This window comes from Rhodospirillales bacterium, from assembly GCA_023898785.1.
Classification (GTDB): domain Bacteria; phylum Pseudomonadota; class Alphaproteobacteria; order Micavibrionales; family Micavibrionaceae; genus TMED27.
This window is the reverse complement of sequence record CP060239.1, coordinates 1,052,446-1,075,702: the sequence shown is the minus strand read 5'-3', so window position 1 is coordinate 1,075,702 and position 23,257 is coordinate 1,052,446. Positions and strand designations below refer to the sequence as shown.

Below are 23,257 nucleotides of genomic sequence, written 5' to 3'. Positions count from 1 at the left end.
AAAACCAATGGGCAGCACTGAACGCGCAGAATTCAAAAACCCCCTTATAGGCTGGATAGACGAACGTCTCCCGGTTTTCACGTTAATGCAAAAAGAATATGGCGTATTTCCAACGCCCAGAAACTTTAACTATTTCTGGAACTTTGGCGCCATTGCCATGTTCATGCTGATCACGATGATCGTCACCGGCATCGTACTGGCGATGCACTACACGGCCAACACTGGGCTGTCCTTTGATTCGGTCGAGCGCATCATGCGCGATGTGAACGGCGGCTGGTTGATTCGCTATATTCACATGAACGGCGCATCGTTCTTCTTTGTTGCGGTCTATATCCATATTTTCCGCGGCATGTATTACGGCTCTTACAAGCGCCCGCGGGAATTGCTATGGATTCTCGGTGTGGCGATCTTCCTGCTGATGATGGCCACCGCCTTTATCGGCTATGTGCTGCCATGGGGCCAGATGTCCCTGTGGGGCGCCACCGTGATTACCAACCTGTTCTCGGCCATTCCGCTGATTGGCGACAGCATCGTGACACTGCTCTGGGGTGGTTTCAGCGTCGATAACCCAACTCTGACGCGCTTCTTCGCGCTGCACTATCTGCTGCCATTTGTAATTTTTGCGGTCGTCTTCTTACATGTCTGGGCGCTGCATGTCACTGGCTCTAACAACCCGCTGGGCCTCGAACCGCAATCTGAAAAAGACACGCTGCCTTTCCACCCTTATTACACAATGAAAGACAGCTTCGGACTGGTTGTATTTCTGGTCATCTATTGCGTCTTTATCTTTTATATGCCCAACGCGCTGGGCCACCCTGATAACTATACGCCCGCCAACCCGCTGGTCACCCCCCCGCATATCGTGCCTGAATGGTACTTCTTGCCGTTCTATGCGATCCTGCGCGCGATTACCTTTGAGATTGGTATCCCTTTTACGGAGATCACAATCATTTCGGCCAAACTCGGCGGTGTGATTGCGATGTTTGGCTCCATCCTGCTGTGGTTTGTGATGCCGTGGCTCGACAGTCACCCGATCCGCAGCGCGCGTTTCCGCCCGCTCTATCGCTTGTTCCTGCTGCTGTTGCTGGTTGACTTTGTCTTTCTCGGCTACGTGGGTTCACAGGCCGCTGACGCAGAGATATTCCACATTCCGCTCAGCTATTTCGGCCTTGGTGCAACCGGCTATTATTTCGCCTTCTTCATCGTCATCCTGCCATGGCTCAGCAAGTTTGAAAAAGGTCGCGAATTGCCGCCGTCCATCCATGAAGCCGTTTTGGCCAAACACGCAAAATAAAAGGATATTAAGAACAATGTATAAAAAAAGTCTCCTCATCCTTTTTGTTCTGCTGGTTCTACCGGTTTCCGGCGCGTTTGCCTCTGGCGGTGAAACGGTTCACCCACCCAGCCAAAGCTGGAGCTTTGACGGTCCGTTCGGCACGTTTGACCGGGCTGCGATGCAGCGCGGCCTCAAAGTTTACCGCGAGGTTTGTTCGGCCTGTCATTCCCTCAAGCGTGTTGCTTTTCGGAATTTGACCGATCTGGGCTATAGCGAGGATCAGGTTAAGGCGATTGCTGCGGAATATAGCGTCATGGATGTGCCTGATGAAGAGGGTGAGGTTAATGAGCGTACGGCGTTGCCGTCCGATCGCTTTCCCTCACCATACCCGAATGATAACGCCGCCAAGGCTGCCAACAATGCCTTGCCGCCGGACCTGTCTTTGATTACCAAGGCTCGTCATGACGGACCGAACTATGTTTACGCAATTTTGACCGGCTATGAAGAAGCGCCGGCAGAGGTAGAACTTCTCGACGGCCAGCATTATAATGAATATATGTCCGGCCACGTTATCGCCATGGCCCCGCCTTTATCCGATGGCGCTGTCCAGTATGAAGACGGAAGCTTGCAAACAACTGGGCAATATGCTCACGATGTTGTGCAATTCCTTACCTGGGCTGCTGAGCCGTCTTTAGAAGCGCGTAAGCGCACAGGCGTGAAAGTCTTGCTGTTTCTGCTGGTTTTTGCTTCTATTTTTTATGGAATTAAAAAGAAAATCTGGGCAAGTGTACATTAGGTTGTGCCTTCACTAGGCTTTACTAATGAAAAGCTGGTAGTCTGATAAAAACGAATGTTTCCGGGGCTCATTCGTGAATATGTACTTGCATTTGTACGGGGATAGTTAAAATGTCAACCAACGCCCAAAAGACTGCTCAAATCGACAAGGAATGTGCAGATAAGACATGTGCAAAAGAAAAGCTTATTCGCGCCAAGTTTTACCGGTTTATGGCGATAGGTTGCATGTTGTCTGCATTCGTCATCTCTGGCTATATCTTTGAAATTTTAGGGCATGGAAATCCGGCCTACATTGTCCACAACCCTCTTGTTGTTCTTTTGTTGCTTTTACCCTTTTTACCAGCGGTATTTATGGCTATCCTGTCGAAGAGTAGGCGAGCGCAAGCTATCAAAATTTTACAGCCTTACTATGATAAAAAGAATGCAAGCGATGTGCGCTGTCTCAAGGAAAGCGAATAACACCTCCAACAACAAAGTATTTTCCTATGCGTGATACACAGCAAGAAATTATCCACTTCTGGTTCGAGGAGCTAGAACCCCAACAATGGTTCCAATCCAGCGCGGCTGTTGATGCGGAAATTTTAGAGCGCTTCGCCCTTACACACGAAATGGCCGATGATGGGCTCTGTAATCACTGGGCGGTGGATGCGGAAGGCTCGTTAGCGCTTGTTATTGTTCTGGATCAATTCCCCCGCCATATGTATCGCGGCCAGCCAAAATCTTTCGCCAGCGATGAGCGCGCGCTTCTGGTCGCCAAACAAGCCGTGCATAAAGGATTTGATCAGATATTAGAACCGGTAAAACGCGGTTTTCTTTATCTTCCATTTCAGCACAGCGAATCTCTTTCCGATCAAATCAAATCCGTTGAACTGTTTGGTGCCATGGCCGAAGACAACCCTGCCGGGGATATGTATGCCAGGCGTCACTACGTACCGATCGAAAAATTTGGCCGTTTTCCCCACCGGAATAAAATTTTAGGACGGGAAAGCACCGCCGAAGAAATCGAGTTTCTTAAAACGCATAAGGGGTTTTTATGAGCAAGTATGAAAACACACTAAAAGCGCTGGGTGTAAGAACAGACAAAGCAGGATCTTTAGAAGTCTTCTCCCCCATTGATGACTCGAGCCTCGGTAAGGTAAAGGAGCACAGCTCCAGCGATATTGAGGCCATTGCCAGGAATGCTCAAAGCGCATTTGAAGACTGGCGCAAAGTTCCGGCTCCTGTGCGCGGCGAATTTGTTCGCTTGCTGGGAGAAGAACTGCGCACGGCCAAAGATGATCTCGGCAAACTCACAACCATTGAATGCGGCAAGATCTTGTCCGAAGGCCTTGGCGAAGTCCAGGAAATGATTGATATTTGTGACTTTGCCGTGGGTCTGTCGCGCCAGCTCTACGGCCTGACGATCGGCTCGGAGCGCCCAGAGCACCATATGCGTGAAGTCTGGCAGCCTTTAGGCCCTGTGGGCATTATTTCCGCCTTTAACTTTCCCGTCGCGGTTTGGTGCTGGAATGCGGCTATCGCACTGGTTTGCGGCAATTCTATCGTCTGGAAACCATCGGAAAAAACCCCGCTCACCGCACTGGCCTGCCAAAAGCTGTTTGACAAAGCCGCCGCTAAATTCAAAGTATCCGGCCATGACATTCCCGATCACCTCTCACAAGTTTTGATTGGCGGAGCGCAGGTTGGCCAAGCCATGGTCGATCATCCGGCATTTTCGTTGATCAGCGCCACAGGCAGCGTCCCGATGGGCCGTGCAGTGGGGCAGGCGGTTGCCAAAAGGCTGGGCCGCAGCCTTCTGGAGCTGGGCGGTAATAACGCGCTTGTTGTTGCGCCAAGTGCCGATCTTGATATGGCTGTGCATGCCATTCTTTTTGGCGCGGTTGGCACGGCTGGTCAGCGCTGCACTACCACCCGCCGCCTCATCGTACATGAGGATATATATGGCTCGTTAATTCCGGCGCTCCAAAAAGCCTATGAACAAATCCGCGTCGGCAACCCGCTGAAAGACGGCACACTGGTCGGTCCGTTGATCGACCATGGCGCGCTTGATCAGATGATGGAAGCTCTTGAAGAGGCGATAGAGCAGGGCGGTAAGATTTTGGCAGGCGGTGAGCGCGCTCACAGCGATGAGCCGGGCACCTACGTCCATCCGGCATTGGTTGAGATGCCAAAGCAGACCAAAACTGTTTGTGAGGAAACCTTCGCGCCGATTCTCTACGTCATGAAATATAAAACGCTCGACGAAGCGATTGCTTTGCAAAACGCCGTGCCGCAGGGGCTATCCTCGGCCATCTTTACCAATGATGTCCGAGAAGCCGAGCGCTTTCTATCCGCCACAGGCAGTGATTGTGGTATCGCCAACGTCAATATTGGCACCTCCGGCGCGGAAATCGGCGGCGCTTTCGGCGGTGAAAAGGAAACAGGAGGAGGGCGTGAAAGCGGCTCTGACAGCTGGAAAACATATATGCGCCGTCAGACCCAAACCGTCAATTATTCAGATGAATTGCCGCTGGCCCAGGGCGTGCGGTTCGACCTTTAATATTCATAGTGGGAGAGCAATCATGCGTAATATCCTGATCATTATACTCCTTGTTCTGAGCGGGCCTTCGACTGCCGCCGAGATATCATGTCTTGAAAGGGTTTAAAGGCTGCATCCATAAGATTTAAAAAACCACAGATCAATGCAGATGAACACGGTTTTTTTGGGGGTGTCATTGCGAGGAAGGCCGAAGGCCTGACGCGGCAATCTATCCCTGAAATATGTACAAGAGATGGATTGCTTCGCGTACGCTCGCAATGACGAAAAGAGGTTAATCTTCTTCAGACGAAGAAGAAAACTTCTGTGCATCGCCAAGAAAGTTTGAAAAATCAAACCCGCCGGAGCTGGAAGAATCATCGCTTTCCTCAGGTTGAGACAATGACGCCTGCTGCTCGGCGAGGCGCTGGGCTTTTACTTCTTCAGGGTCTTTTCCTTGCGCCTTCAGGCCTTTATCCGAAGCCTTCTCATATTCCTGCCACGTGCACAGCCCCAGCTCTGCCGGGTGGCGTGGCCGTAAATTCGGCGTATTTGGATGAGTACGCTCACGCACTGCCGTGATGGTTGGCTTGGTTGTGCCGACAAGCTTGCAAATCTGTGCATCGGAAATTTCGGAGTTGTGCTTGAGAATATAAGCAATCGCATCCGGCTTGTCCCCACGCTTGGAAACAGGTGTATAACGCGGTCCCTTGGCACGGGTCTTCACGGGAGGCAAGCTGCTTTTCGCAATTTTTAAATTCGCTGATGGATCTGCCTGACAGCGCTCCAGCTCTTCCTGCGTGAGTTCATGGCTTTCCATCGGGTTGCGTCCCACAAGCCCGCGGCCAATCTCGCCATCAGCCAGCGCCTCAATTTCAATTTCGGTCAGCGCCGTAAATTCCGCAATTTGCCTAAATGTCAAAGCCGTATTTTCAATCAGCCAGACAGCTGTTGCTTTTGGCATCAATAATTGTCCGCTCATATTCACTGCAGTTGCCATGGTAAAAACTCCACAAAAATTTGTTCTCGCCCTCGTTCCAAAAGGCCAGTTTATAAACATAGTATTTAAGGGAACGCCCCATATATAAGCGCGCTTTCATAAAATTACCAGAAAAATTTTAAATTGATTTCGCTTGCTGCCATGCGTATCGTTTTCTAAGTAATGTTTGATGATGACCTGCCAAAGCCCAAAGTGGCTGAATTTCCCCGCAATTTGGAAAACATGTCGGTTTCCGAACGGGAAGAATATATTGAGGAATTAGAGGCCGAAATCACCAAGGTCGAAACAGACATTTCCAAAAAGAAAGCCTCTCACGAAGCCGCCGCTTCCATATTTAAATCCTAATATTAAAGGTTTGCCATGCGCATTGAAGAAAGCACGAAACTCGATTTTAAAGATGTCCTCATCCGGCCTAAACGTTCAACGCTCTCCAGCCGCAAGAATGTCGATATTGCTCGTGAATTTACGTTTAAATGGAGCGGTAAGAAGTTCAATGGCGTACCCATCATTGCCGCCAACATGGACGGCGTCGGCACATTTGCCATGGCCAAGGCCTTCGCCGAGGACGGAAATGGCTTGAGCGTAGCGCTGCACAAGCATTACCCCCTCAAAGAACTGCAAAAATTCTACGGTGATGCCGGTCATGGCTCGGTCTGGTATTCCATCGGCATGGTCAAGGAAGATGAAGAAAAACTCGATGAGTTTATGAAGGCTGGCCACCATCCGGATAAAATCTGCGTTGATGTTGCCAATGGTTATTCCGAACATTTTGTCGATTTTGTCAAAAGCATCCGCAATAAATACCCGGATCTGACCATTATGGCTGGCAATGTTGTAACCGGTGAAATGGTTGAAGAACTCATCCTCGCAGGCGTTGATGTTGTAAAAGTCGGTATCGGACCGGGCAGCGTCTGTACAACACGTAAAATGACTGGAGTAGGCTATCCACAGCTCTCCGCGATCATCGAATGCGCTGATGCCGCCCATGGCCTTGGCGGTTTGATCTGCGGCGACGGTGGGTGCACCGTGCCGGGCGACATCGCCAAAGCCCTTGCCGCTGGCGCGGACTTCGTTATGCTGGGCGGCATGCTCGCCGGGCATGATGAGAGCGAACAGAAAATTGTCAAAGAGGGCGGTGAAAAATTCTTGCAATTCTATGGAATGAGCAGTTCGACCGCGATGAAAAAACATAAAGGCGGCGTTGCGGAATACCGTGCCAGCGAAGGCAAAACGGTTAAGGTTCCATACCGCGGTCCCGTTGAAGCCAGTCTGCAAGACATTCTTGGTGGTCTGAGATCAACCTGCACCTATGTTGGTGCACGCCAGTTGAAAGAGCTTTCAAAGCGCACAACATTCATTCGTGTATCCCAACAGCTCAACACCATTTTTGGAAATGAATAAATTACCTCTTTAGGAAGGTTGCGTATCGACGAAGCGCTCGTTAATCTGGTATCTCATTGAGTGAAACAGGGAGACACGCCATGTCAGATGAAGTAAAACAGCGCTTACAAGACAGCACTGCCAATTGTTTGAAAGCCTATGATGCCTGGGACGGAGACAAGAAAAATGCCACCGCGCGCGAAACTCTGCAAGACGCCGTCCATGAGCTGCGCAAAGTCGCCTCGCGTCTGGAAATTGAAATTGCTGTAAGTGATCGCAAGCAGATGACACAAAAACCTATGCCGATTCCCGCCCACCGCGATGCCAGAGGCGCGCAAAAGAAAGATGATGCCGACCTGAGCAAAGGCAACGAAAAAAAGTCTGATAACCCTAAGCCAAAGCTCAAACCTAAAAAAGATGAGAAAAAACTCGAAGGCGATGAAGAATAGGGTTTACGCCTGATCTTTCAATGCGCGCAGTTTGGCAAAATCTTTTGCCGATCCGGCGCGTAAAAACACATTGGTCTCTTTTTCAGTTTTTAATAAAACCGGCAGCGTTGATTTTCCTTGTTTACGCAAGGCACGGACCTGTTTGACGCGCTCTTGCAGTTTTGCATTATCTGGCGCAATCCTTAAACAAAATTCCGCATTGGCCAGCGTATATTCATGACCGCAGTAAACTTGCGTATCATCGGGAAGTGCAGCAATCTTTTGTAACGAATGCCACATTTGTTCGGGCGTGCCCTCAAACAGCCGCCCACACCCCATGGAAAATAGCGTATCACCTGTAAACACCAGCTTGTTCTCAGGAAAATACAGGCAAATAGCGCCGCGTGTATGTCCCGGTGTTTCGAGCACATGCAATGCTTCACCGCCAAATTTAAAATTGCTATCCTCATCCAGAAAAATATCCATCTGGGGAATGCGGGCGGTTTCACTGGCCGGTCCGGCAACCGGGCAGGGATGCCATTTGAGCAGGCCGGAGGTCCCGTCAATATGATCCCAATGATGATGCGTGATCAAAATCACATCTGGTTTGAGACCCTTCGCCTCAAGTGCTGCAATCACTGGCCCAGCCTCGCCGGGATCGACAATCGCAACGCTGCCGTCATCGCCTTCTAGCAAATAGCAGTAATTATCCTTATGAACCGGAATGAGTGTGACGTTGATCATAGGGGCTCTCCCGCTTTTTCTTCTCTGGTCATGAGCGCATCAGCCAGCCGTCTTTCCGCACTCCCCGGTTTGAGAGGCTGTTGCTGGCTTTCATGCGGTGCCCAGCCGATCAGATATATAATCTCAAAGCTCGCCGTGATCCGTCCGTCTTTTTCCGTAAAATGTTCCTGATAATACTGTCCCGCGCGCGTGAAAAACGCTTTGCCTGGATTAATGCGGCTGCGCGCCGCAATCACATTGCTCTCCCCCATGCCGCGCAGATCATGCATGAGCTTAAATATGTCCTCATAACTCACTCGCACAATATCCGAATCCACCACCGGCAGGGCAAACCCCGCGCGCTGAAGCAGCCCGCCCATCTGCTGCTTATCCGCAAATGGAAAAACCCGTGGGCTTGCGCCGCCCTTTAAGGTCAATTCTGTTTCCATCAGGCTTTCGCGCAACTCATAAAGCGTTTCACCACCGAACATCGCCGCCATAAACAACCCGTCGGGCTTGAGGCTCTTGCGAATCTGCACTAGCAGGCCCGGCAAATCATTGACCGCATGCAGGTTCAAACAACTGGTGATCAACGCAAGGCTTTCAGGTTCAAAGGCCAGCGCTTCAGTCTCATTGTCAAAGTCGTGCGCAGACAAATTATGGCGCGCACCAAAGTCGCGCCGAACATCGCCCAGCCGATCGAGAATTTGCCCCCAGGCCATATCATGTAAAAACCGATATTGATCAAAGCTCGAAGCAGCGCGCCGGCGCGCTACGCGTCGCGCATCAGGGTCAAACAGAGTGGTATTGTCATTCGGCTTCACCATTTTTCTGGGCGCGGCGTGAGGTCAGGTTCGTTTTCTACCACATCCATAAACGCCTCTAACTCCGCCTCAAATTCTTTTTCCTGCGCTGGAGAAATCTCCTCTGCAGCGTAATTAGGCTCATCAGCTTGAGGTTTGGGGTCTTGGGGTTTTTCTTCAATGGGCATCGGCGTGTTTTGCTGATGGAAGGCCTTGTGCTGTGCTTTCTTTACATCCTCTTTTTTCTCTTCCAGCCGTTCTTTGAGCTGCACTTCGGCCTGATATTTCAGCTTTTCCTGCGTTTGCGCTTTCAGCACTTCCAAAGAATTATAATTCAGCGGAATCGACCAGTCCGGCTCTTGCCCGGCAAAACGCTGCTGTAAAATCGCTTTGACCTGCCGCTTGGCATCCAGACGCATTTCCTCATGAAAATACCGGTAGGCCCGTGCCACAGCCAGCATGAAATGCGGTTCTTTCGAGAGTAGACGCTGGAGCAGCATCAATTGATAAAACGGCAAAAACTTGGTGTTCGGCCCCTTCATCGCTTCGGCAGGGGCGGCCACAACAAACGGATGAATGCGGTGTGGTGTCATGCCGACATGGGTAAAATAACTCTCCCCCAGCTTAATAATCTTGTTCGGCGTTACGCCAAACTCATCAGCCAGAAACTTCTTCATCATTTTGAGGTTGGTCACTTCGGCCGGCACGTTAAAACTCGGCACCGAAATTGTTAGCCCGTTGCCCTCATGCCGCTGGGGTACGGGTAAATGATGGGTAACCACGCCTGCATGCACGGTGTTTTTTTCATCTTTCGTGAGCGGCAGCACAACAGCCGTATTGATTGTCTTACCGTCATGAACGATGAAATCAACGCTTTCAGCCGATAGCCCCGATATGCTCCCGCGGCTTTGCCCCTCTTCAACAAAGGTGGAATGCACGGAACGCAATTGTCCGGTGGTGCCTTTAACCTTTTTAAAGCGAAAATCTTCTTCGCCCATTTTTGTCAGAAGATTTTTTACATCAGCTTTTTTATTGATTTTCGAAACCTGTAAATTGAGTTGCCTTGATGTCCACGTTTCTGCGCGCAGTCTCAGATGATGAAACAAAGACAGAATTTGCATCTCCAGCCGCGCATTCGGAATCATTCCCACCGTAATAGCGTTCAGAACCTGCTGCGCATCCATTTCGCGCACCACGCCTTTGGCCTGAAATTTTTCTACGCCGATGACCTTTTTCGGCGTCACCGCATTTTTGCTAGGGCATACCCGCAGGTAAAAAGTGTGAATGCGTTCATCAATATAATCGGGCGCAGGGTAATAATCAGGCCCATGTTCGATAATCGCATTAGCCTCAGGTTTTAAGCCCAGATAATCACGCGCGAAAAGAACGCTATGCTTAACATCAAACGTTTCGATTGATGAAATCGCTTCTCCATCGACAGTAATGGCTTCCGCCATATGCCCGGACCAGCGCCGCTCATCAATATTCACTCCGCCGCGCGGCACGGCGTTGGTGATAGAGCGCGCCACCCCGTCGTGCAGGTAAATTTTCAGCCGCCCTTCTTCATCAACGCGGTAAGGAATGACCTCGCTCACATCAATATCCCGGCTCACGACATCCATGATTTCACCGGTTTTCTCGTTGCGCATGGCGGTGATTTTGAGCTTTCCAGAATCCGTTGAAGACGGACGGCGCTCCTCAATATGCAGGCTCTTACGTTCTGCCATCTTATAAGCCACAGCAACATAACAAGTTGGCGGATCACCCAAAGGCGTACCATCATCCGCATATAGGCGAAAACGCCCTTCAAACTTTTCCTTAATCAGATCATCATCCCAATGTGGGCCGGAATATTGCACCCGCGCGCCGAGTGCACTGAGTTCTTTACGAAATTCCATTGGCGTAAAGAACGTGTATTCTTTTGGCAGCTCACTTTCCCAGTGAGAGCGATCATCCTTGCGCATAATAAATTCATAGGCCCATTTATACGGCAGGCGAAATAGCCGCGTACGTGGAAACCGCTCAGGCAGTTCTTCAAGAAAAAACCCGCCGCAGCCCGCATCTTGACGGGGACGGGCATGTTCTGCATACCATACCAGAATATCGGGGGGAGAAAGACGCGCAAGGGTCTTGCCCGTGCTTGGCTCATCAGGCATTTCAAGCAGAACAAATTCTTCCGGCGGTGGTTTCGCAAAATCGCGAATAAACATCACGCCGCCTTTTTTCAGCATCTTGAATTGCTTACGCAGCGTATCGCTAACAGTTTGTTCGCTATAACGCGAATTCGAAAAAATCTCGTGAAGGATATAAGAATTGATAACCGCATCAACGGATTCAGGCTCAAAAATCTCCGAAGAGGCATCCCCAACTTTAAAATCGAGATTAAACAGTTTATAGATCTCTTTGGCTTTGTTCACCTGACGTTTGGCCTTGTCCAGTCCTGTGAAGTGCACCTTCGGATTCATTGCCGCCATAGCATAGGTCATTGCCCCATCATCGCAGCCCATATCCACCACATGTGCCCCTTCATCCAGTAACAAGTGCGACAGTGTAAACCATGCTTTACTGATGACGGCAGGCTCAATATCTTTCAGCAGCAAGTTGCGCTTCTCGATATAACTTTCCGCTTCTGTTTCCAGTTTTTCTGCCATAGCGACGCACCATAGCGATTTTACGCAAAATATTCAAATATATAAGCGTTAAACAGCGCTTTTTTCGTCATTGCGAGCCGAAGGCGAAGCTATCTATCTATCTGCCATTGGATTGCCGCGTCAGATCTGACGGCCTTCCTCGCAATGATGCCCCCAAAAAAACCGTGTTCATCTGCATTGATCTGTGGTTTTTTAAATCTTATGGATGCAGCCTTTAAACCCTTTCAAGACATGCTCATGCAAGCGGTAGACACCGTTTTGCCGCCGCGTTGCGTGGTCACGGGCGAAACGGTCGATCAGCAAGGTATGCTCAGCCCTCAGGCCTGGAATACGCTTGAATTTATCACCGATCCCGTATGCGCTCAGTGCGGCTTTCCTTTTGATTTTGAAGTCGAGGAAGGCTCGCTGTGCGCCTCATGCCTTGATCGCCCGCCACCTTTTGATCTTGCCCGTTCGGCTTTGAAATACAACGATACTTCACGTGATCTGGTTTTGGGCTTTAAACATGGCGATCAAACCCATATTGCGCGGGCTTTTGTGCTATGGCTGGAAAAGGCCGGGGCGCGAATACTGGAAGAAGCCGATATACTAATTCCCGTGCCGTTACACCGCTGGCGGCTTTTATCCCGGCGTTATAATCAGTCCGCAATTATGGCCTGTGCGCTGTCAAAGGCGGTCAATATTCCTGTGGAATATCATGCTCTGCGCCGCACCCGCGCTACGCCCGTGCAGGGGCATCTGAAGGCCGCTGAACGTCACAAAAACGTCAAGCGCGCCTTTGCGCTCTGCCCGGATCGTGAAAAAATCATCCACGGAAAAACGGTTGTACTGATAGACGACGTATTCACCACGGGCGCGACCGTGAAGGAATGCACGAAAACCCTGCTCAAATCCGGCGCAGCCAAGGTGCATGTGCTGACATTGACCCGCGTTGTACGTGAAGGTTTTGGATAGGCCATAATTATCCATTTGCCTTGGCATGGGCGCTGAACTACTTTTTAATTCGTCATCCCGAGGAGTTTACGACGAGGGATCTCATACAACATGTTCTCGACCTTGCGGCGCTGTTTGTAGAGCGCTTCGTCATATGCGCTTTTGATTTTATGGTTCTTCTTCGGCGGGATGCGCGGCTCAATGCTTTTCTCACACAATTCTGTTATGGATCCCAAGCTTAGAAGACATCAAGCGCTGTACGTAAAACAACGAAATTGCCGCTTGTATAAAAGAGATGATTCGTTAAATTGATCCACGGTAAGTGGGCTCCAAGCCCTTCACCAGGTATATTATATAGGTTCTTTGTGAACGTAACGCACATTGATGTTGATGCTGGCCAGATGGAAGACAACTATAATTTAAAATTAGTTTCATTTGTCCTAGTCATAATTATAGGCTTGATGATGTGCCTTTATTCCCTTGTTGCCGGTTATTGCAGAAGGAAAAGGGGGGACGAATATACTTTGTTACACCAACATTACTTAGAGGTGGTCTCGGTTCTTCGGCCAGCTTTGCGGCGAAGTTAAGCTACGATCGGTTGGTTATTGTCATGCCGCCTGCCTGTGGTTTTGTTTCTCCGGGTGAAGGGCGCGGCCGCCGGAGCCGTTAGGCGGAGGCGGCAAGCCCGAGGCCGGAGAAACAAAATTTCGTTCATCATAAACGTCGTCCGGGGGTTGTCCATCAAATACCGAATGCGGCCTCTGCGCGTTGTAAAACGCCAGCCAGCGCCCGATATCCCGCCTGGCTTGCAGGCCGCTCTCGAACGCGTTCAGATACACGCATTCATATTTCAGACTCCGCCACAGCCGCTCGATGAACACATTGTCCATCCAGCGGCCCTTGCCGTCCATCGAGATCGCGATCCCGTTTTCTTTCAGGACGCCCGTCCACGCGTCCGCCGTGAACTGGCTGCCCTGATCGGTATTGAAGATCTCCGGCGGCCCGTAGCGGGCGATGGCTTCCTCCAGCGCCTCCACGCAAAAGCGCGTTTCCATCGTGTTCGACAGCCGCCAGGCCAGCACCTTCCGGCTGGCCCAGTCCATGATCGCTACCAGATACAAAAACCCGCGTTTGACAGGGATGTACGTGATATCCGCGCACCATACATGGTTCGGGCGGGTGATCGTGAGCCCCTTGAGCCGGTAGGGATAAATCCGGTGGCCGGGATGCGGCATCGAAGTGCGCGGCCTTTGATAGACCGCCTCGATTCCCATCAGGCGCATCAGACGCCGCACGCGGGTGCGGCCTACCTCGTACCCCTGACGGCGCAGATGCCGGGCCATCTGACGGGATCCGTAAAACGGGGTTTGCAGGAATTGCGCGTCAATCAGCCGCATCAGCGCCAAATTGTCCGCGCTCTCCCCGCGCCGCTCGTAATACCAGCCAGAGCGGCTGATCCCCAGCAACCGGCACTGCGCCGCGATGCCGATATTGTCATTGGACGGGTCTACCATTTCCTGCCGCCCCCGGACCGCAACCGGGCGGAGGCATCGGCTAAAAAATCACGTTCCACTGTCAGCTGTCCGATCTTGGCGTGCAAGTCCCTGACCTCGGCGTTATGCGCGTCCGCTCGCGATTCCAGCTTGCCCGCAAAACCCGCCTCCAGCGCAGCCAGAGCCTCCTTCTTCCAACGGTGAATGACCGTCGCATGCACCCCGTAACGGGATGACAGCTCCGTGATCGGCGCGTCCTCCCGCAACGCCGCCAGCGCAACCTGCGCTTTAAACTTCGCCGGGTAGTTCTTCCTTGTCTTGCTCATAATCCATGACCCTCCTTCGGTCATAGATCGTAGCTTAACTCACTGTCCGAATTCTTGGGACCACCTCTCTTTTGTGCGTGGCTTTTTTTAAATTTTTTTATTGCAGGTGCTTTGGATACCTTAATTTTTCAAAAAGAAGGGGAGGATTTAGGAAGTGATTATGTAACGTTCCATTTTTATTTGCTGTATCCTGCCTTGCTTTTTATTCAGTATTCTTTCGTGCGGATTGTTGGGGAATATTATTGGCAGAAAGAGCAAAGAACAGGAGTGCTTAAATATGGTTGGAAGCAATATATCAAGGAATTTCTAGTGTTATTATTTTTGTATGGGCCAATACTTATCTTGAGTTGGTTTATAGTAAAATAAGTGAATAAAAAAAGGAAAAAAACAATATGAGTAACGTAGCGGTGATCGGGTCTCAGTGGGGCGATGAAGGAAAAGGGAAAAGGGAAAATTGTGGACTGGCTGTCTTCGCCCTGCGCATCACGCCACTACAAGCCACACTTGGGAGCAAAGATGCTGCTGCTGATAACCCGCATATCATTCACGCGCGGTACCCCGCGTGACAGCAGAAAATAGGGCTCTATCTTCTTTAACCGCTCCTCTGGTAACCAATACAAAGCCCTCATGATGAAATTCTCTTTCATTATCAATGAACCACAAATTAACCGGTGAATCCTGTTTATTAGGTCCTGAGCCTAGTATTTACCCGAAGATTTATTTGCCTTACCGCTATGATCGCACTACTTTTTTCGTGAGATTCAGTCATAAGAAGGAGATTCATGAATGGCAAACGTTGAAATTTATTATTGGACCACATGCCCTTATTGCAAAAAAGCCCGCGCATTGCTGGATAAAAAGGGCGTGGAATATACGGGGTATGACATAACCGGGGATGAAGCAGCGCGCGCGAAAATGGTCGAACGCACCGGCGGGCCGAAAACCGTCCCGCAGATTTTCATTGATGATAAGCTGATCGGCGGCTGCGATGATCTGCACATGCTCGATACGAATAACGAGTTGGATGGACTTTTGGAGTAGCTTTTGACGTCATCCCGACCGAAGGGCGTTAGCCCGGAGTGGAGGGATCTTTGTAAACAGTTAAAAGAAAAGATCCCTCGACTGCGCTCGGGATGACATAGAAAGAAAAGAATGAACAATAAAATCAAAACCGCCTGTATTCAATTGACCAGCAGCCCGGATATGGATGAAAACATGAAGGCTGCCGCTGCCCTCATCCGCAAGGCGGCAGAGCAGGGTGCGCAGTTCATACTGACGCCCGAAAACACTGATCAGATGCGCCGCTACGTCAAAGACCGCGTCGCCACCTCCGGCGATATGAGCGCGCACAAGCCTATTGCCTTTTTCGCCGCATTGGCCAAAGAGTTGGGCATCTGGCTGCTGATAGGCTCGCTGGGTGTGCGTGTTAGCGGCGAAAAACTCGCAAACCGCTCTTTTTTATTTCCCCCTGATGGCAAAATCGTTCAAACCTACGACAAAATCCACATGTTCGATGTCACTCTCTCGCGCACTGAATTTTATCGTGAAAGCGCTGAATTCGAACCGGGCACGAAAGCCGCGATCGCCGATATGGAGGGCGTAAAGCTCGGCATGGGCATTTGCTATGATCTGCGCTTTCCCCATCTCTGGCGCGATATGGCCAAAGCAGGCGCGCAAATCCTCACTGCGCCGAGCGCCTTCACCATGCCGACCGGTCAGGCGCATTGGGAAGTCCTGCTGCGCGCCCGCGCCATCGAAACCGGCAGCTTCGTTTTGGCCGCTGCCCAGACCGGCGAGCATGAAGGAGGACGCCAGACATGGGGGCATTCGATGATTATCAGCCCCTGGGGCGAGATTTTGTCTGCAATGGAGCGGGAAATCGGTATCATAACGGCTGAAATCGATTTAAATGAAGTTGAAAAAGCGCGCGCCAGTATCCCCGCGCTTCAGCATGACCGGGACTATGAGATAAAAATATGAGCGACAAGAAATTCAAAGAAGACACGCTTCTAACCAAACTGGGCCGCGACCCGGATGATTATCACGGCATAATGAACCCGCCGATCGTGCAGGCCTCCACGATTAAATATAAGGACCTGGAAGGCTACGAAACCAAAAAAGGCCAGAAATTTACCTACGCCAATATCAGCCATCCCTTAAGCAATCATTTCGAAACGGCAATGGCGGAGTTGGAAGGGGGGTATAAGGCGGTAAGCTCTTCGACCGGTCTCGCCCCGATTACCGCCGCGCTTCTGGCTTTTTTAAAAGCAGGCGATCATCTGCTGACGTGCGACAGCATCTATCCGCCCACCCGCATCGCCTGCGATAAACTTCTGGGACGTTTCGGCGTCGAAGTCGAATATTATGATCCATGCGTAGGGGCAGGGATCAAAGACCTGATCAAGGATAACACCGCCGTAATTTATCTGGAATCACCCGGCTCGGCGACATTCGAGGTGCAGGATGTCCCCGCCATTGTCAAAGAAGCCAAAGCACGCGGCGTTACGACGATCATGGATAACACTTGGGCCAGCGGTCTGCTGTTCAAGCCTTTGGCGCATGGAGTCAATATCTCGGTCTGCGCCGCGACCAAATATATTAGCGGCCATGCCGATGTGAATTTGGGCTACGCCGTCGCCGATACCGAAGAGCATTATAAGCGCCTCAAATCCGCGCATGTTGATCTCGGCCATTGCCCCGGCTCGTTGGATTTATCGCTGGCTCTGCGCGGGTTGCGCACCATGAAAATGCGTATGAAGCGCCAGGCCGCCAGCGCCCTGCAAATCGCGCAGTGGCTACAGGGCAGGGATGAGGTGCGCCGCGTTTATCACGTCGCGTTGCCCGATCACCCAACCCACGCTCTGTGGAAACGTGATTTTTCCGGTTCTAACGGATTGCTCAGCATCTTGCTCAAAGATTATTCCAAAGAGCAGGTCAGTAATTTCATCAACGTGCTGGAACTCTTTCCCATCGGCAGTTCATGGGGCGGCTATATGAGCCTGCTCCAGCCGCAAATCGAAATCGGCTGGCGCAAAGCCAAAAAATGGAACGAAACCGGACAACTCTTGCGTCTGCAAATCGGCCTTGAAGATCCAGACGATCTCATCGCTGACCTGGAACAGGCATTTAAGAAACTAAAGTAACCGTCATTGCGAGGAGGCAAAGACGACGCGGCAATCCATTTTTGTTTTGCTGTTTCTGGATTGCTTCGCGCAAAGCAACTCACAGATTTGTTTGCTTTATAAAAATGCGAACAAATGCTATGCATTTGCTTCGCGCTCGCAATGACAAAGAGGAATGAAGCATGAAAAAGCTTAGAGACGATGCCGTTTATGTCGGCCAAAGCGTTGGCAAAGAAAAACTCGCCCAGTACCTCCCGCTGAAATGGGGGAACCGTCATGGTCTGATCGCCGGGGCGACTGGAACGGGAAAAACTGTCACGCTGCAAAATTTGGCCGAAGGCTTTTCTGATGTGGGTGTGCCGGTCTTTATGGCCGATGTGAAGGGCGACCTGTCCGGTATTTGCCAGCCCTCAGAAATGCAGGATTTCCTGACCAAACGCGCTGACATCATCGGTTTTGGCGATGAATATAAAGCGCGGGCCTACCCAGCCGTATTCTGGGATTTGTTTGGGGATCAGGGCCATCCGATCCGCACGACTGTTTCCGAAATGGGCCCGCTTTTGCTGGCGCGCATTCTCGAACTTAACGACACACAGGAAGGCGTCCTCAATATCGCCTTCCGCGTGGCCGACGAACAAGGCCTGCTGCTGCTCGACCTTAAAGATCTGCGTGCACTCCTGAATACCGTGCATGAACAACGCGCCGAAATTTCCAAAACCTACGGCAATGTCAGCCCGCAAAGCGTCGGCGCAATTCAGCGTTCACTTCTGCGCCTCGAAGATCAAGGCGCGGCTGATTTCTTCGGCGAACCCGCGCTGGACTTACGCGATTTTATGCGCACCGATCTCGACGGGCGTGGCCATGTCAACATCCTCGCCGCCGATAAATTGATGCAATCCCCCCGGCTCTACGCCACCTTCCTGCTCTGGCTGCTGGCTGAATTATTCGAGGAACTGCCAGAGGCTGGTGACGCCGACCGCCCGAAACTGGTCTTCTTTTTCGATGAAGCGCATTTGCTTTTTGATGACGCGCCCAAGGCGCTGCTCGATAAGGTGGAGCAAGTCGTGCGTCTGATTCGTTCCAAAGGCGTTGGCGTGTTCTTTATCACTCAAAACCCCGCAGACGTTCCTGACAGTATCTTGGGTCAGCTCGGAAACCGCATCCAGCACGCCTTGCGCGCCTTCACCCCCAAACAGCAAAAGGCCATCAAGCTGGCAGCCCAGACTTACCGCGAAAATGACAAATTCGACGTGGCTGAAGTCATCACCGAACTGGGTGTCGGCGAGGCGCTGGTCTCGACTCTGGAAGGTAATGGCCAGCCCTCAATTGTCCAGCGCACACTAATCCGCCCACCATCCTCACGCCTCGGCCCGGCTAGTCCTGACGCCAAAACCATGCAGATGAAAGCCAGCGGTCTGGGCACAAAATATAACCAGACACAGGACCGCGAAAGCGCCTATGAAGTATTGCAGCTGCGCGCCAAAAAAGCCGCCGAGCAGGCTGAAAAAGCGCAAGAGGCGGCTGAGAATGCTCAACCCAAACACCGCTCCAGCCGTCAAAGCGTCGGCGAAGCGGCTGTAAAATCTATGGTGCGTTCAATCAGCTCTTCAATAGGCCGCACTATCGCCCGCGAAGTCATGCGCGGCATTATGGGCGGGTTGAAACGATAACGGATATCTGGCCATCCAAAGTGTTCCAGGGTCCTGTTCATCGGGAGCCACAGAAAAATCAAACCGCCCATATAGCCGTTTGGCCCCGCGATTAAAGGGAGCGACTTGCAGTCGGCAAGGAACATGATTTTGAACAGAAATCTCTAAAAAATGATTGAGCAGAGCGCTGCCGATGCCTTGGCCTCGACAGCCATCCTTGACATTCAGGTGGCCAATGACGATATGCGTTCCCAGACGATTATGTTTAAATTTCGCAATGCCAACACCTTCAATGATTCCATTATTGATGTATTTAAAGGCGATGATATCTTTCGTCCGGTCGCTGAAACGGGAAAACGCATCACGAACGCTCTGCGGCAGCCAGTTTAAGGCCGCAATCTCATCATATTCCCAGGGTTGTGTAAGTCGGTATGTAAACATAATGATTATGTATAATATATTGAGTATAAACTTGTCAAACTAAGCCAGCGCCCCGACGCTCACGCCCAGCACATCGGCCAGCGCTTTCATCGCGCGAATCGAGCCGTCTTTTTTTCCGGTTTCAATTTCGGTGAGATAGGGCCGTGAAATTCCGGCCAGCGCCGCCAGTTCCTTTTGCGTCATGCCGCGATGTTTACGCATAATTTTCACCGGGCTTTCTTCGCGGGCTGTGAGCGCATCGAGAATCTCATCCGGCAGTCCCTTATTTTTCCCGCCGCTGACCATGCTGCGGTAATCATGCAGCGGCACCAGTACATAGGGTTGTCCCTGAATATGAAGAAGATCGTATTTCATAAATTAGAATATACGGGCTGAAAGCGACATTGTCACTGCATTTCGTCATTGCGAGGAGGGCAGAAGGTCTGACGCGGAAATCCATCTCTGAGTTCTGCCCAATAGATGGATTGCTTCACGTGCGCTCGCAATGACGCCGGAGCTAGAATCGTGTCGACAGCGTTAAAGATCCAAAAACGCTTGTTCCCTTTTGCCCGTCAAATTCTTTCGAGCGTCCATTAATCGCATAGGAGAGCCGATAATTGCCAAGCGTAAAGGCGACCCCTGCGGAGACATCGCCGACAAAAGGCTTTTTATCGACGCTGTGGCTGCTTTTGAATGTATTGCCATCCAGAAAAATATTGTGCCCCATAAGCCGCCCGTCGAGCCCGGCAAACAGATACCAGCTCCAGTTCTGATCCGGCGTTTCGAAATAACCTGATCCGGGCATGGCAGGACGCACCCGCGGCGGCGTATCTTGCAAGTATCCCTGATACGGGCCGAAAGAGAGGCTGACACCGCTCCCGATATAGGTATAAATATTTCCTAAAGAGGCGTTTACATTCGGCTCAGCGCGCAAACGGTAATCGCCGATGGTCTTGTGATAAGCTCCCGGCCAGCGCCGCTGCGCGGAGATGATAAGTCCAGGCTCAAAATCAAGCTGGTGCCGCCAGCCTTTAGGAGTTGGAGAACTTGTCACATGGCTATGAATAAATTTCTGCGCCTGTTCACCCAAAGCTTCCGGGCCAACAATGCCGAGCGTTACTTCCAGTTCATCAATATGGTTATTTTCCAGTGTCGCCAGCCCCACAGAACCGTAAAGAAACGCCGCCCATGGCCGGTCATTATCCTGATTGGCGGCAATACGAATATCTTCCGGTGTATAGATGTTCTGCCCCAATGTAAAAAGGGTGCTGGTGGTTTCGTTGAGATCAAAAGTCGGCACCATATCCGCCATTTCATCAATCATAGGCGGCACAGGTGTATTCACATTGAACCAGCTCAGGCGCACGCCGCTGGTGTAAAACTGATCCGTCCCCCCGCCAATAGAGTCATTTTCTACCGACAGGCTGACAAAATTTTTATTTTCAGAGTTTTTAACGCGCTCGACGATCTGCTGCTCAACCGAAGGCTCTTGCGCACAGGCAACATTGCCCGCAAGAAAAAACAGGCCGAATAGGAATAGGCTTTGGGTCGTGCGCATGATCATGCTAGCCATATAGCATGAGTGAAGGTGAAATAAACAATATTTATGAAGCATTGCCGCAAGGGCAGGTCGAAAGTCTGGTGATTTTGCTGCACGGGCTGGGCTCGAACGGGCAGGATCTTATCTCATTGGCGCCGTATTTTGCGGCGAAAGTGCCTGACGCCGCGTTCGTTTCACCCGATGCGCCGTTTGTGTGCGATATGGTCCCCCCAGGCTATCCAAACAGCTATCAATGGTTTTCCTTTCAAGATCGTGATCCCGATAAAATGCTCACAGAAATCGAAACCGCCGCCCCCATATTGCAGAAATTTATCGCTGATCAAATTGAAAAATATCAGATCCCCGCAAATAAGACCGCGCTGGTTGGCTTTTCTCAGGGCACGATGATGAGTCTGTATGCCGCACCCAGATACCCAAAAACGCTGGCCGGTGTACTGGGCTATTCCGGTTCTATGATCGGGGAAGCGGGACCAAATAAAATCCCGGTGCGCCTTATTCATGGGCAGGCTGACGATGTTGTTCCTGTCGAGGCATACGCTCATGCACGCAGCATGTTAGAACGCAGCGGCTTTGAAGTGAGTGGTTACACCACGCCGGGCCTATCGCATTCTATCGATGAAACAGGGATAAAATCAGGCACAGAATTTTTGAAATCTGTATTATTGTAAGAAATGTTTTTTCAAAGCGTTGCGGCGTATTTTTTTATAAATTAATTCAACTTGAATATCGCACTGCACAGTTCCTCTTTTTTGCTTTCGCAAGGAGGTATAACCCACTGAATAATCATAAAATTATTATGGTATATGAAAAATATTGCAATACGGAAATTGGTGTTGTGCAGCATAGAAACCACCGAAAAACTTAGGAAAGGCGCGGGTTTATGGTATAATGAAAGTGTTAGATGCGCGAGGTCTGATCAGCACTATGAACCGCACTATGTTATCGGACCTCCGACCGAAGCCAACGGAAAAACGTTAGGAGTGTGGGCACATGAATGCAGCAACCTCTCTTGAACAATGTCCAGCCCTTGTGCTGAATGCTGACTATAGGCCGCTGAGTTATTTTCCGCTTTCAATATGGCCTTGGCAGGAAGCTGTGAAGGCCATTTTTCGAGATACGGTCACGGTGATATCGGAATATGATCGTGTTGTCCACTCACCGAGTTTTGATATGAAGCTGCCCAGTGTGCTGGCTCTGAAAGAATATGTGCCGAGGGCGCGAAGCCCGGCCTTTACAAGATTTAATGTGTTCCTGCGTGATCGCTGGCAATGCCAATATTGTGCAAACACATTTAAAACGCATGAACTAACTTTTGATCATGTAATTCCGCGCTCCAGAGGAGGGCGTACGAACTGGGAGAATATCGTTGCGGCATGTCAGAAATGCAACACGCAAAAAGGCAACCGCATGCCGCACGAAGTAAATATGTATCCGATCCATGAGCCAAGGCAGCCTATGCTGCATGAGCTTCAGGGGCACGGGCGAAAGTTCCCCCCGAACTTTCTACACAAAAGCTGGGGAGACTTTCTGTACTGGGATACGGAATTAGACGAACTCTAATAGGGTTCAAAATAAAGTTTCGGCTTTGTCACGGAGAACGGTTTAGAAAATAAAGCTCCTTTGACACTGCTGGAAAAGACGCGGACAAGGCCACGGTTGGACTTATGTTTCCGCTTAACCACGTGCAACGAAAGGAGTGTATTATGTTTAATCATCTTACAAATCTTGCACATACTCGTTCGATCACAGGTGCAGTAGGGTTTTTCCTATTCCACGTTATGCTGCTGGTCGGATTATCAACTTTCCTGGGTCACTATCTGGTGACACTGGGTGTGATTGAAGGTTCTGTCGGGAGTTTCTTCGACGGAGGCTCGATCCATACCATGATCGGTGCGATCTGGACTTTGGTCCTGGGCAGCACAATCCTGACAGGAAAGAAACTGACAGGCGACATCATGTCTGTAGTGATCATGTTCCTCGGCGTGTATCTAGCATACACCGTGAACGTGATGCTCGGTATGGTCGTTGTGTCTTACCTGACCACATTGGGTAAGTAACAGAACTAAAATATTGAAAGAGCCGGGGTGGCGTAAAGCGCCCCGGCTTTTTTGTTCCTCTTAAAAACCTTGACTTTCCGCGGTCTTTCGCGCTATGAACCTTTGTTTGCAGCATTCTGAGTAAA

The 23,257-nt window shown here is 50.7% G+C and carries 25 protein-coding genes and 2 pseudogenes; 18 read left to right on the top strand and 9 right to left on the bottom strand.

Annotated features, from left to right (window positions below; all coding sequences use genetic code 11):
• The first annotated feature begins 7 nt into the window (after positions 1 to 7).
• The 5 genes from H6859_05460 to H6859_05440 all read left to right on the top strand — a co-directional run bounded on the left by H6859_05460 (position 8) and on the right by H6859_05440 (position 4,610).
• Complete coding sequence (locus H6859_05460; GenBank protein USO06604.1) at positions 8 to 1,294, top strand: cytochrome b/b6; 1,287 nt, start codon at positions 8 to 10, stop codon at positions 1,292 to 1,294.
• A 16-nt stretch (positions 1,295 to 1,310) separates the two neighbouring features.
• A complete protein-coding gene (locus tag H6859_05455; GenBank protein ID USO06603.1) occupies positions 1,311 to 2,072 on the top strand; it encodes a cytochrome c1 in 762 nt (253 codons plus the stop codon).
• Between the two features lie 110 nt (positions 2,073 to 2,182).
• Positions 2,183 to 2,530, top strand: coding sequence for a hypothetical protein (locus tag H6859_05450; protein USO06602.1), 348 nt, complete (start codon positions 2,183 to 2,185; stop codon positions 2,528 to 2,530).
• Positions 2,531 to 2,556: 26 nt separating this feature from the next.
• Positions 2,557 to 3,108 (top strand): DUF924 domain-containing protein, encoded by a 552-nt coding sequence (locus H6859_05445; GenBank protein ID USO06601.1) that lies wholly within the window; start codon positions 2,557 to 2,559, stop codon positions 3,106 to 3,108.
• Positions 3,105 to 4,610, top strand: a complete 1,506-nt coding sequence (locus H6859_05440) for an aldehyde dehydrogenase family protein (GenBank protein USO06600.1) — start codon at positions 3,105 to 3,107, stop codon at positions 4,608 to 4,610. Before H6859_05445 ends, H6859_05440 begins: the two co-directional genes overlap by 4 nt.
• Before the next feature lie 271 nt (positions 4,611 to 4,881).
• On the opposite strand, the gene H6859_05435 is transcribed toward H6859_05440, so the two are convergent.
• Positions 4,882 to 5,568 carry a DUF1013 domain-containing protein gene (locus H6859_05435; protein ID USO06705.1) on the bottom strand — a complete coding sequence of 229 codons (687 nt, stop codon included), beginning with the start codon at positions 5,566 to 5,568 and terminating at the stop codon, positions 4,882 to 4,884.
• Between the two features lie 180 nt (positions 5,569 to 5,748).
• Between H6859_05435 and H6859_05430 the strand changes: the two genes are divergently transcribed.
• From H6859_05430 to H6859_05420, 3 genes are all read left to right on the top strand, one after another.
• Positions 5,749 to 5,931: a DUF1192 family protein gene (locus H6859_05430; GenBank protein USO06599.1), complete on the top strand. Its 183-nt coding sequence runs from the start codon at positions 5,749 to 5,751 to the stop codon at positions 5,929 to 5,931.
• Between the two features lie 15 nt (positions 5,932 to 5,946).
• Positions 5,947 to 6,987 carry a GMP reductase gene (locus H6859_05425; GenBank protein USO06598.1) on the top strand — a complete coding sequence of 347 codons (1,041 nt, stop codon included), beginning with the start codon at positions 5,947 to 5,949 and terminating at the stop codon, positions 6,985 to 6,987.
• Between the two features lie 80 nt (positions 6,988 to 7,067).
• Positions 7,068 to 7,415, top strand: coding sequence for a hypothetical protein (locus H6859_05420; protein ID USO06597.1), 348 nt, complete (start codon positions 7,068 to 7,070; stop codon positions 7,413 to 7,415).
• Positions 7,416 to 7,418: 3 nt separating this feature from the next.
• Here the strand turns inward: H6859_05420 and gloB are convergent, their stop codons facing one another.
• The 3 genes from gloB to H6859_05405 are packed head-to-tail and all read right to left on the bottom strand — an operon-like array spanning position 7,419 to position 11,571.
• Positions 7,419 to 8,138, bottom strand: a complete 720-nt coding sequence (gloB, locus tag H6859_05415) for a hydroxyacylglutathione hydrolase (GenBank protein USO06596.1) — start codon at positions 8,136 to 8,138, stop codon at positions 7,419 to 7,421.
• Positions 8,135 to 8,944 (bottom strand): SAM-dependent methyltransferase, encoded by an 810-nt coding sequence (locus H6859_05410; GenBank protein ID USO06595.1) that lies wholly within the window; start codon positions 8,942 to 8,944, stop codon positions 8,135 to 8,137. The genes gloB and H6859_05410 overlap by 4 nt, the downstream gene beginning before the upstream one ends.
• Positions 8,938 to 11,571, bottom strand: a complete 2,634-nt coding sequence (locus H6859_05405; protein USO06594.1) for a methyltransferase domain-containing protein — start codon at positions 11,569 to 11,571, stop codon at positions 8,938 to 8,940. The genes H6859_05410 and H6859_05405 overlap by 7 nt, the downstream gene beginning before the upstream one ends.
• A 231-nt stretch (positions 11,572 to 11,802) precedes the next feature.
• On the opposite strand from H6859_05405, the gene H6859_05400 reads away from it, so the two are divergent.
• Positions 11,803 to 12,525 carry a ComF family protein gene (locus H6859_05400; protein ID USO06704.1) on the top strand — a complete coding sequence of 241 codons (723 nt, stop codon included), beginning with the start codon at positions 11,803 to 11,805 and terminating at the stop codon, positions 12,523 to 12,525.
• Between the two features lie 44 nt (positions 12,526 to 12,569).
• On the opposite strand, the gene H6859_05395 is transcribed toward H6859_05400, so the two are convergent.
• Positions 12,570 to 12,740 carry a hypothetical protein gene (locus tag H6859_05395; protein USO06593.1) on the bottom strand — a complete coding sequence of 57 codons (171 nt, stop codon included), beginning with the start codon at positions 12,738 to 12,740 and terminating at the stop codon, positions 12,570 to 12,572.
• A gap of 477 nt (positions 12,741 to 13,217) precedes the next feature.
• A pseudogene (locus H6859_05390) lies at positions 13,218 to 14,323 on the bottom strand (IS3 family transposase).
• Between the two features lie 54 nt (positions 14,324 to 14,377).
• Here H6859_05390 and H6859_05385 point away from each other — a divergent pair.
• From H6859_05385 to H6859_05360, 6 genes and pseudogenes are all read left to right on the top strand, one after another.
• Entirely contained in the window at positions 14,378 to 14,689 is a 312-nt protein-coding gene (locus H6859_05385; GenBank protein ID USO06592.1) for a hypothetical protein, read from the top strand.
• A gap of 26 nt (positions 14,690 to 14,715) precedes the next feature.
• A pseudogene (locus tag H6859_05380) lies at positions 14,716 to 14,794 on the top strand (adenylosuccinate synthetase).
• Between the two features lie 315 nt (positions 14,795 to 15,109).
• A complete protein-coding gene (grxC, locus tag H6859_05375) occupies positions 15,110 to 15,364 on the top strand; it encodes a glutaredoxin 3 (GenBank protein USO06591.1) in 255 nt (84 codons plus the stop codon).
• A 111-nt stretch (positions 15,365 to 15,475) separates the two neighbouring features.
• On the top strand, positions 15,476 to 16,303 hold the full coding sequence (locus tag H6859_05370) for a carbon-nitrogen hydrolase family protein (GenBank protein USO06590.1): 828 nt from the start codon (positions 15,476 to 15,478) through the stop codon (positions 16,301 to 16,303).
• Positions 16,300 to 17,466 carry a cystathionine beta-lyase gene (metC, locus tag H6859_05365; protein USO06589.1) on the top strand — a complete coding sequence of 389 codons (1,167 nt, stop codon included), beginning with the start codon at positions 16,300 to 16,302 and terminating at the stop codon, positions 17,464 to 17,466. The genes H6859_05370 and metC overlap by 4 nt, the downstream gene beginning before the upstream one ends.
• Positions 17,467 to 17,627: 161 nt before the next feature.
• Positions 17,628 to 19,115 carry a DUF853 family protein gene (locus H6859_05360; protein USO06588.1) on the top strand — a complete coding sequence of 496 codons (1,488 nt, stop codon included), beginning with the start codon at positions 17,628 to 17,630 and terminating at the stop codon, positions 19,113 to 19,115.
• On the opposite strand, the gene H6859_05355 is transcribed toward H6859_05360, so the two are convergent.
• The 3 genes from H6859_05355 to H6859_05345 form a co-directional block, all read right to left on the bottom strand.
• The gene (locus tag H6859_05355; protein USO06587.1) at positions 19,053 to 19,535 is read right to left on the bottom strand and encodes a GNAT family N-acetyltransferase; all 483 of its coding nucleotides are present in this window, start codon (positions 19,533 to 19,535) and stop codon (positions 19,053 to 19,055) included. The genes H6859_05360 and H6859_05355 overlap by 63 nt on opposite strands.
• 39 nt (positions 19,536 to 19,574) lie before the next feature.
• Positions 19,575 to 19,889, bottom strand: coding sequence for a helix-turn-helix transcriptional regulator (locus H6859_05350; protein USO06586.1), 315 nt, complete (start codon positions 19,887 to 19,889; stop codon positions 19,575 to 19,577).
• Positions 19,890 to 20,031: 142 nt separating this feature from the next.
• Positions 20,032 to 21,072: a lipid A deacylase LpxR family protein gene (locus H6859_05345; GenBank protein USO06585.1), complete on the bottom strand. Its 1,041-nt coding sequence runs from the start codon at positions 21,070 to 21,072 to the stop codon at positions 20,032 to 20,034.
• A 20-nt stretch (positions 21,073 to 21,092) separates the two neighbouring features.
• Here H6859_05345 and H6859_05340 point away from each other — a divergent pair, with 20 nt between their 5' ends.
• From H6859_05340 to H6859_05330, 3 genes are all read left to right on the top strand, one after another.
• A complete protein-coding gene (locus H6859_05340) occupies positions 21,093 to 21,743 on the top strand; it encodes an alpha/beta fold hydrolase (protein USO06584.1) in 651 nt (216 codons plus the stop codon).
• Positions 21,744 to 22,065: 322 nt separating this feature from the next.
• Entirely contained in the window at positions 22,066 to 22,635 is a 570-nt protein-coding gene (locus tag H6859_05335; GenBank protein ID USO06583.1) for an HNH endonuclease, read from the top strand.
• Between the two features lie 143 nt (positions 22,636 to 22,778).
• A complete protein-coding gene (locus H6859_05330; protein ID USO06582.1) occupies positions 22,779 to 23,132 on the top strand; it encodes a hypothetical protein in 354 nt (117 codons plus the stop codon).
• Positions 23,133 to 23,257: the final 125 nt, after the last annotated feature.

What these genes read in the sequence shown, in the direction of transcription:
- H6859_05460 (USO06604.1), top strand. Translation starts at nt 8, where the DNA reads ATGGGCAGCACTGAACGCGCAGAATTCAAAAACCCCCTTATAGGCTGG.
- H6859_05345 (USO06585.1), bottom strand. Translation starts at nt 21,072, where the DNA reads ATGCGCACGACCCAAAGCCTATTCCTATTCGGCCTGTTTTTTCTTGCG.
- H6859_05425 (USO06598.1), top strand. Translation starts at nt 5,947, where the DNA reads ATGCGCATTGAAGAAAGCACGAAACTCGATTTTAAAGATGTCCTCATC.
- H6859_05340 (USO06584.1), top strand. Translation starts at nt 21,093, where the DNA reads ATGAGTGAAGGTGAAATAAACAATATTTATGAAGCATTGCCGCAAGGG.
- H6859_05440 (USO06600.1), top strand. Translation starts at nt 3,105, where the DNA reads ATGAGCAAGTATGAAAACACACTAAAAGCGCTGGGTGTAAGAACAGAC.
- H6859_05350 (USO06586.1), bottom strand. Translation starts at nt 19,889, where the DNA reads ATGAAATACGATCTTCTTCATATTCAGGGACAACCCTATGTACTGGTG.
- H6859_05330 (USO06582.1), top strand. Translation starts at nt 22,779, where the DNA reads ATGTTTAATCATCTTACAAATCTTGCACATACTCGTTCGATCACAGGT.
- H6859_05450 (USO06602.1), top strand. Translation starts at nt 2,183, where the DNA reads ATGTCAACCAACGCCCAAAAGACTGCTCAAATCGACAAGGAATGTGCA.
- H6859_05355 (USO06587.1), bottom strand. Translation starts at nt 19,535, where the DNA reads ATGTTTACATACCGACTTACACAACCCTGGGAATATGATGAGATTGCG.
- H6859_05435 (USO06705.1), bottom strand. Translation starts at nt 5,568, where the DNA reads ATGAGCGGACAATTATTGATGCCAAAAGCAACAGCTGTCTGGCTGATT.
- H6859_05400 (USO06704.1), top strand. Translation starts at nt 11,803, where the DNA reads ATGCTCATGCAAGCGGTAGACACCGTTTTGCCGCCGCGTTGCGTGGTC.
- metC (USO06589.1), top strand. Translation starts at nt 16,300, where the DNA reads ATGAGCGACAAGAAATTCAAAGAAGACACGCTTCTAACCAAACTGGGC.
- H6859_05410 (USO06595.1), bottom strand. Translation starts at nt 8,944, where the DNA reads ATGGTGAAGCCGAATGACAATACCACTCTGTTTGACCCTGATGCGCGA.
- H6859_05445 (USO06601.1), top strand. Translation starts at nt 2,557, where the DNA reads ATGCGTGATACACAGCAAGAAATTATCCACTTCTGGTTCGAGGAGCTA.
- grxC (USO06591.1), top strand. Translation starts at nt 15,110, where the DNA reads ATGGCAAACGTTGAAATTTATTATTGGACCACATGCCCTTATTGCAAA.
- H6859_05370 (USO06590.1), top strand. Translation starts at nt 15,476, where the DNA reads ATGAACAATAAAATCAAAACCGCCTGTATTCAATTGACCAGCAGCCCG.
- H6859_05360 (USO06588.1), top strand. Translation starts at nt 17,628, where the DNA reads ATGAAAAAGCTTAGAGACGATGCCGTTTATGTCGGCCAAAGCGTTGGC.
- H6859_05430 (USO06599.1), top strand. Translation starts at nt 5,749, where the DNA reads ATGTTTGATGATGACCTGCCAAAGCCCAAAGTGGCTGAATTTCCCCGC.
- H6859_05405 (USO06594.1), bottom strand. Translation starts at nt 11,571, where the DNA reads ATGGCAGAAAAACTGGAAACAGAAGCGGAAAGTTATATCGAGAAGCGC.
- gloB (USO06596.1), bottom strand. Translation starts at nt 8,138, where the DNA reads ATGATCAACGTCACACTCATTCCGGTTCATAAGGATAATTACTGCTAT.
- H6859_05455 (USO06603.1), top strand. Translation starts at nt 1,311, where the DNA reads ATGTATAAAAAAAGTCTCCTCATCCTTTTTGTTCTGCTGGTTCTACCG.
- H6859_05420 (USO06597.1), top strand. Translation starts at nt 7,068, where the DNA reads ATGTCAGATGAAGTAAAACAGCGCTTACAAGACAGCACTGCCAATTGT.
- H6859_05335 (USO06583.1), top strand. Translation starts at nt 22,066, where the DNA reads ATGAATGCAGCAACCTCTCTTGAACAATGTCCAGCCCTTGTGCTGAAT.